9 protein-coding genes and 1 pseudogene are annotated in these 7,031 nt (G+C 72.6%); 4 read left to right on the top strand and 6 right to left on the bottom strand.

All coding sequences use genetic code 11. The features are described from left to right. The first annotated feature begins 4 nt into the window (after positions 1–4). Entirely contained in the window at positions 5–1,219 is a 1,215-nt protein-coding gene (locus tag ACSNOC_RS14860; protein ID WP_436747890.1) for an acyl-CoA dehydrogenase family protein, read from the top strand. Positions 1,220–1,310: 91 nt separating this feature from the next. On the opposite strand, the gene ACSNOC_RS14865 is transcribed toward ACSNOC_RS14860, so the two are convergent. Together ACSNOC_RS14865 and ACSNOC_RS14870 are read right to left on the bottom strand one after the other, a co-directional pair. Then, on the bottom strand, positions 1,311–1,874 hold the full coding sequence (locus ACSNOC_RS14865; protein WP_436747891.1) for a GNAT family N-acetyltransferase: 564 nt from the start codon (positions 1,872–1,874) through the stop codon (positions 1,311–1,313). Between the two features lie 268 nt (positions 1,875–2,142). Further along, positions 2,143–2,496, bottom strand: a complete 354-nt coding sequence (locus ACSNOC_RS14870) for a hypothetical protein (protein WP_436747892.1) — start codon at positions 2,494–2,496, stop codon at positions 2,143–2,145. Between the two features lie 89 nt (positions 2,497–2,585). Here ACSNOC_RS14870 and ACSNOC_RS14875 point away from each other — a divergent pair. Further along, positions 2,586–2,941 (top strand): annotated as a pseudogene (locus ACSNOC_RS14875) (VOC family protein). A 36-nt stretch (positions 2,942–2,977) separates the two neighbouring features. Here the strand turns inward: ACSNOC_RS14875 and ACSNOC_RS14880 are convergent. After that, positions 2,978–3,817, bottom strand: a complete 840-nt coding sequence (locus tag ACSNOC_RS14880; RefSeq protein ID WP_436747893.1) for an ArsR/SmtB family transcription factor — start codon at positions 3,815–3,817, stop codon at positions 2,978–2,980. A gap of 141 nt (positions 3,818–3,958) precedes the next feature. On the opposite strand from ACSNOC_RS14880, the gene ACSNOC_RS14885 reads away from it, so the two are divergent. Both ACSNOC_RS14885 and ACSNOC_RS14890 read left to right on the top strand, forming a co-directional pair. Beyond that, on the top strand, positions 3,959–4,240 hold the full coding sequence (locus ACSNOC_RS14885) for a hypothetical protein (protein ID WP_436747894.1): 282 nt from the start codon (positions 3,959–3,961) through the stop codon (positions 4,238–4,240). Between the two features lie 125 nt (positions 4,241–4,365). After that, positions 4,366–4,608 carry a hypothetical protein gene (locus ACSNOC_RS14890; RefSeq protein WP_436747895.1) on the top strand — a complete coding sequence of 81 codons (243 nt, stop codon included), beginning with the start codon at positions 4,366–4,368 and terminating at the stop codon, positions 4,606–4,608. Here the strand turns inward: ACSNOC_RS14890 and ACSNOC_RS14895 are convergent. From ACSNOC_RS14895 to ACSNOC_RS14905, 3 genes are all read right to left on the bottom strand, one after another. After that, positions 4,595–5,479, bottom strand: coding sequence for a TrmH family RNA methyltransferase (locus ACSNOC_RS14895; RefSeq protein WP_436747896.1), 885 nt, complete (start codon positions 5,477–5,479; stop codon positions 4,595–4,597). The genes ACSNOC_RS14890 and ACSNOC_RS14895 overlap by 14 nt on opposite strands. A gap of 101 nt (positions 5,480–5,580) precedes the next feature. Further along, positions 5,581–5,781: a hypothetical protein gene (locus ACSNOC_RS14900; protein WP_436747897.1), complete on the bottom strand. Its 201-nt coding sequence runs from the start codon at positions 5,779–5,781 to the stop codon at positions 5,581–5,583. Between the two features lie 114 nt (positions 5,782–5,895). After that, positions 5,896–6,138 carry a DUF2630 family protein gene (locus ACSNOC_RS14905; RefSeq protein WP_436747898.1) on the bottom strand — a complete coding sequence of 81 codons (243 nt, stop codon included), beginning with the start codon at positions 6,136–6,138 and terminating at the stop codon, positions 5,896–5,898. Positions 6,139–7,031: the final 893 nt, after the last annotated feature.

A 7,031-nucleotide genomic window follows, 5' to 3' on the forward strand; every position in this document is an offset into this window, starting at 1 on the left:
ATCCATGAGCGGCTTTTCTCTCGACCTCACTGAAGACCAGCAGGACCTGCGGGACTGGGTGCACGGCTTCGCGGCCGATGTCGTCCGCCCCGCCGCCGCCGAGTGGGACGAGCGGGAGGAGACTCCCTGGCCCGTCATCCAGGAAGCGGCCAAGATCGGCCTCTACGGCTTCGAGTCCCTGGCCGAGCTGTTCGGTGACCCGACGGGTCTCTCCCTCCAGATCGCTAACGAGGAGCTGTTCTGGGGCGACGCCGGTATCGGCATGGCCCTGTTCGGCACCTCCCTCGCCGTCGCGGGCATCTTCGCCTCCGGCACCCCCGACCAGATGGCCGAGTGGGTCCCGCAGTGCTTCGGCGACGAGAACGACGTGAAGGTGGCGGCGTTCTGCGTCTCCGAGCCCCAGGCGGGCTCCGACGTCTCCGCCATGCGCACCCGGGCCCGTTACGACGAGGCCAAGGACGAGTGGGTCCTCAGCGGCCAGAAGGCGTGGATCACCAACGGCGGCATCGCCAACATCCACGTCGTCGTCGCCTCCGTCGACCCCGAGCTGGGCGCGCGCGGCCAGGCCGCGTTCATCGTTCCGCCGAACACCCCCGGCCTGGTCGGCAACCGCAAGATCAAGAAGCTCGGCCTGCGCGCCTCGCACACGGCCGACGTCTTCCTGGACGACGTGCGGGTGCCCGGCGAGTGCCTGCTCGGCGGCAAGGAGAAGCTGGACGAGCGCCTGGCGCGGATCCGCGAGGGCAACACGGCCAAGGGCCAGGCGGCCATGGCCACCTTCGAGGTCTCCCGCCCGACCGTCGGCGCCCAGGCGCTCGGCATAGCCCGCGCCGCCTACGAGTACGCGCTGGAGTACGCCCAGGGCCGCGAGGCGTTCGGCCGCTCGATCGTCGAGAACCAGGCCATCGCCTTCACCCTGGCGGACCTGCGCACCGAGATCGACGCCGTCCGGCTGCTGATCTGGCGCGCGGCGTGGATGGCGCGCAACGAGAAGCAGTTCACGGCGGGCGAGGGCTCGATGTCCAAGCTCCGCGCCGGTGAGCTGGCGGTGAGCGCGACGGAGAAGGCCATCCAGATCCTGGGCGGCGCCGGTTACAGCCGGGAGCACCCGGTGGAGCGCATGTACCGCGACTCGAAGATCTACACGATCTTCGAGGGCACGAGCGAGATCCAGCGTCTGGTGATCGCCCGCGCCATCACCGGCCGTCACATCCGCTGACGCGCCGGACCCCCCCGCAGCCACTGCGAACGGCAGGCGAGCGACCGAGTCGGCGTTCTCTCTGCCACCGCTGCCGCCCCCCGCGAGCTGGTCACTCGCGGGGGGCGGCAGATCTTTGCCGGTCTGTGGCTTCTCGGTCGGGGTGGTGCCCGGGGTCGCGCAGGTCGCCCAGGTCGCCCAGGTCGCGCACGTAACGGGTGCCGGGTCGGCCGCACAGCACGATGTCGCCGGTGGGCGTGAACCCCGTACGGGTCAGCACGACACGGGACCCGGCGTTGTCGAGGGTCGTCGCCGCGCGCAGCCCGGTCAGGCCGTAGGCCGTGGCGGCGAGGGCACACACCTCCCGCACGGCGCGCGTGGCCAGGCCCCGGCCGGCGGCCCGTCGCGCGATCCGGTACCCCAACTCGGCGGAGCCGTCCGCCGCGTCGATCAGGTTGATCCGCCCCAGCACCTCGCCGTCACCGTCCACCACCACGTGGAAGAAGCACCGCCCGGTGGCCTGCTCGGCGAGCAGCGCGGCGTGGCGCGCGTCGAACTCCGCGAAGTAGGCATCGCCGCGGTCGGGCACCGACGCGGCGAAGTAGGCCCGGTTCTCCCGCTCGAACGCGAGCAGGGCCGGGGCGTGGTCGGGGCGGAGGAGCTGGAGTCCGGGCATGGGAGAACGGTAGGCCGTGTCCGCCCCGCGCCACCGGACCTGCGCCGCGTCGCCGCCATGCCGTGTCACACCACGGCATGGCATGGCAGGGCACGGCGCTGCACGCGGCCGGGCTGCGGCGGGAGGCCGGGCTCGCGCGGGATGCGGGCCGGTGGCCTCTCCTCCCGTACACCGCGCCCCCCCGCGTCCCCGGCGAGCCGCTGCCGCCGGGCGAGGCGGTCGACGGCCGACGGCCGGTCGCCCGTCCCGGCCGCTCCGCGGCGCACCGTCACCCACGGGGTGCGGGGCCCTCACCCCCGGTCGGCGGCACCTCCGCCCGGCACACCAGGCACCTCTCCACACGGCCGGCGTGCTCCGCCACCACCTGCCGCACGTCCGCCGCCCGCAGGTCCGGCTCGCCCGGACACCAGCACCCGGCCCGGTGCAGCACTCCGCGCCGGGGCGTGCCCGGCGGGGTCCGCATCCACTGCACCCACCAGCGCGGCCGGGTCCGCTCCGCCGCCGCGGCCCGCTCCGCCTCGGCGATGGCCCCGCGGACCTCCCGGAGCCGCAGCTCCAGCCACGTCGCCAGGGTGCGCAGGCGCGGCAGGTCGGGCGGCAGGTCGGGCGGTGGATCGCTCACGCGTTCGATTTTATGCGCGTCCGGTGTCACCGCACCTCGGGTGTGCCACCGCGGAAGATGGGCGGAGGGCGTCGAGAGGGAGACCCGGTATGACGATCCAGCGGATGGACAACGTTCTCATCGTTGTCGACGACCGTGACGCTGCCGTTTCGTTCTTCGCCGAACTCGGCATGGAGCTGGAGGGCGGGGCACCGATCGAGGGGCGTTGGGCGGAGCGCGTCATCGGGCTCGACGACGTCCGGCAGGACATCGCGATGCCGCGGACCCCGGACGGCCACGGCCGCGTCGAGCCGGCGAAGTTCCCCACGCCGAAGGCGATCAGCCCTGAGTCGAGGGACGCGCCGACGGACACGCTGGGCATGCGGCGCATCATGTTCGCTACCGGCTCTGCTGCGTCCGCGGCCCCGAGGGCATCATCGTCGGACTGGCCGAGCAGCTGGGCTGAAGGCCGCCCCCGACGGGACCCGGAGGCGCAGGACGCCTAAGCGGCGGGCTCGGGCAGGGTCTCGCCGGTCTCCAGCAGGGTCTTGAGGTTGGACAGGATGGCGGGCCAGCCGCCGCTGATGCCCTCCAGTACGGTGCTCCCGGGGTCGAAGCCGTCGTGCGTCACGGTGAGCCGGACCGTCTCCCCGAGCGGCTCGATCTCGAACGTCACCCTCGACCGCCGCTCGCCGGCCATCCGCGCGAGGGACTCGGCGGAGAAGCCGAACTTCTCGCCGAACTCCGGGGTGAATGTGTGCCAGGTGTAGGACAGCAGCCGACCCGGCTCGGACGCGAGGACCACCTGCTCGGGGTCCGCGATGACCACGCCGTCCTGCTCCCAGGTCATCGGGGAACCGGCCGTCCAGTCCGACGCGAACGTGGCCCCCCAGTACCGCCGGGTGAAGGCCGGATCGGTCAGCGCCTGCCAGAGTCGCTCCGGGGTGGTCCTGATGTAGGTGGTGTAGACGAATTCCGGCTTGTCCATCGGTCCTCGTTCCCTCGGTTCTTGTGCGATCGCTTCTTGTGCGATCGGTCCTTGTTCCAGTGCCGTCTTCAGGTCCGCCAGCGCGCTCGCGCGTGCCCGGTCGTACCGGCTGAGCCAGCGGTCGGCGATGGCGTTGATCGGCACGGCGTTGAGGTAGTGCAGCTTCTCCCGGCCGCGGCGGACGGTGGTCACCAGGTTCGCCGCCTCCAGCACCGCCAGGTGCTTGCTGACCGACTGCCGCGCCATGTCCAGCCCGGCGCACAGCTCGCGCAGCGTCTGTCCGTCGCGCGCGTTCAGGCTGTCGAGCAGCCGGCGGCGGCTGGCGTCGGCCAGCGCCCTGAACACCTCGTCCATCCCGGTCGACCTCCAATATGCAGCCATCCGGCTGCCTTTCAGGCTGGCAGCCGCGCGGCTGCATGTCAATCGCCCGCCGGAACCGTCCCGCCGGGGACCTCCCATTGCACGGAGCGACAGCGTTGGGCCACGATGCGTGGCATGAGCTTGACGACCGACGGCAGGGCGCCGGGCCCGGTACGGTTCTTTCTCGCCTGCGACCGGCGCGGCTGCCAGGAGCGGATCACGTTCGACATGGTCATCGCCGAGCCGCCACCGGACCTGGAACAGGACCTGTTCGGCCACATGCTTCACGAGGCCGGACACGCCACGCCCTACATCAAGGAACTCGGCTGGATCTTCATCGAGGGCGGTGAGGGCTACTGGTGCCCCGACTGCGCCACCCCGCCCTCGCTCAGACACGCACCGGACGAGGAGGAGTGAGGCGCGGGGCGCCGGGGGCGGGCGCCGGGGGCCCGGCGTGCCGTCCGGTCGGGGACGTCATCCGATCGAGGGAAGTGGGCGGTTCCGGGCGGCAACGGGCCGTCCGGGCAAGGAAGATGCCGTCCGTGCCCAAGAATCTCCTCGTCAAGTCCCCGGCCGCCGCACCCGGTCACCCGCCCTGTGACCGGTGCGGGAAGACCCTGTGGCCGGACATCACCGTGCAGGGCCGCTCCCCGATGTGGGTGTGCCCCTCCTGCGCCACCCCCAAGGCCCGCTTCTGGCACGCCCACGAGGGCCACCACTGCCCCCTCGGCTTCCCCTGGCCGCTCCATCAGGACCCGGCCGGGCGGCAGTTCATCTGCTGCTGACGGCGGCACCGCCGCCCGCGGCGGCGGCCCCGGTGGCGGCCGTCAGCCGCTGGCGGGCCGCCTCGTACAGCACGACCGTGGCCGCGCTCGCCGCGTTGAGGGAACTGGCCGAGCCCGCCATCGGGATGCGGACCAGGGTGTCGCACATCTCCCGCCAGGCCGTGCTGAGACCGGTCGTCTCGTTGCCGATCAGCAGCAGCACCGGGCCCGTCAGGTCGGAGGCCGCGACATCCGTCTCACCGGACTCGTCCGTGCCCACCACCGTCACCGGCGCGCCGCGCTCGCGGGCGTCCGCCAGCCAGGCCGCGACCTCCCGGTGGCTCGGGACCCGCACCACCGGCAGGGCGAACAGCGAACCGGTGCTCGCCCGGACCGACTTGGGGTCGTAGACATCGGCCGCGTGGCCCGTCACCACCAGGCCGTGCGCGCCGAAGGAATCGGCGGAGCGGATGATCGTGCCGATGTTTCCCGGGCTCGTCGGGCGGTCGAACACGACGCCGAGAAAGCCCGGTCGGCCCGAGGGGCGGTGCCGGACCGGGATGCGGGCCAGGTCGTCGGGCGGCATCTCCGCCACGGCCACCAACTCCGGTGCGCCGTCGTCCTTCTCGCCCAGCTCGGCCAGCAACTCCGGGGCCATGGCGATCTTCTCGGCCGGCACCTCGCGCAGCAGGGCGCTCGCCCAGCGCGTCAGGGAACGGCTCGGGTCGAACAGCAGGGTGCGGATCGGCCAGCCGTGCTCGACGGCCTGGGAGATCGGCCGCACGCCCTGAACCAGGAACTCGCCCGCCCGGTGCCGCTTGGTGCGGTTGGTCAGCAGGGCCTGCCACTGCTGGAAGCGGGCGTTGCGGGTCGTGATCCGCTGGTGAGCCACCCGTTCCCCCTGCCTGCCCCGATGCCGTGCTGTCGCGCAGCCGCGCGATGCCGCTGCCGTGCTGCCGTGCTGTCGGGCAGCCGCGCGATGCGCTCAGCAGGCTACCCGAGCGGCTGGTCCGCGCCGGCGGCCGGCTCCTCGCCGCGGCCGTGGCCCGGGACCCCCATGCCGTCCCCCTCGGTGACCGCGGGGGAGGGGGACCCGGGGCCCGGTGTCCCCCCGCCGAGCGCCATGGCGCCGCCGAGCAGGGCGAGGGTCGCCCCGAAACCGAAGGCGACGGCGGTGAGGGGACGGTCACGCATGGAGCACTCCAGAGGGTCGGGCACCGGACACTCCCTCCTTGTCCGGAAGCCCCCCGGATCATGACGCCGACGGCCCGTTTTCCCTCTGACGAGGGACGTCGGCCCCCTTGTCCCTCAGCTCTCGTACTCCTCCACCTCGCGGGCCGGACGCAGGGTCGCCTCGTCCGGGTTGCCGCCGAACTCGCTGCGCGCGCGGCGCTGGCGGAGCAGGTCCCAGCACTGGTCGAGACTCACCTCGACATCCCTCAGGCGCGCCCGTTCGTCGTCCTTGAGGCCCTGGCCGACGGACCGCTCGCGCAGGGCACGCTCCTCGGTCACGAGCTCGCCGACACGGCTCAGGATGTCCTTGTCGTCCATGAGGTCAGGCTAGTTCCGGTTCAGGGGGGCCGCCATCCGGGCCGCTCGCCGGTCTTCCGTCCCTCTTCCCCCCTGGCGGGGGGCCCGGATCTTCGCGGGGAGCCTCGGAGGGCGTGCCGGTGGCGTTCGCGCCCAGGGTGCGCGTCGTGGAGACGGGCCGACGCGTCGGTGGCCGGGCCGAGCGGCCGACGCGTCAACCGGGCGCGCAGGCGGTTCATCCGATCGGGAGCCGAATTCTGCCGAAGGAACGATTCTGTCGGCCGCTAACCAGACATGTTGGGCGGGGGGTATCAGGCACCGTCGTCGTGGACCGCGCGTGCGCGGGGAGCGTGCACGCCCGCTGGCGATCAGTCATCCTGCGATTTCGCGTTTGTATGGCAGTAATAAACACAGCGCAGCATCTTGTCTGAAAAGCAGCAATGGCTGCTGTCCGTGTCCCCGGGATTGCGTTGTGATACCCGAAGGCGCGGTGCGAGGGACCGCCGTGCCGACTACGTCCTGGCAGGGCCGCCATCGGGTCGTCGAAGGAGTCGTGGACACCTCCCCGCGGTCACCCGCGGAGAGCGCACGTGGAAAGGGCAGAACATGACCCAGGTTGCGCCGATGAGCGACGCCGACCCGGCGCGCGGGGAGGGCCTTCGCCTCCCGGACCGTCACCTACCGAGTCACCGGGCCCCGGGCCGCCGTTCGGCGCGGGTGCCCCGTTCCGGCAACGCCACCTGACCGGTTCCACCCCCGTCCCCAACGGATCACTTTCCTCCTCCTCCTCCTCCGGCGACGACGACGCACCGCGCCGCGCCGCGCGTCGAACCCTTCCGCCGCCGCGCCCGTCGAGGCCCCCCACGCCCGGCGAGGCATCCGCCTGGCGAGACCGCCGTTGTCCCGCCGAGCCC

The sequence above is a fragment of the Streptomyces sp. URMC 129 genome (assembly GCF_051386415.1).
GTDB lineage: Bacteria > Actinomycetota > Actinomycetes > Streptomycetales > Streptomycetaceae > Streptomyces.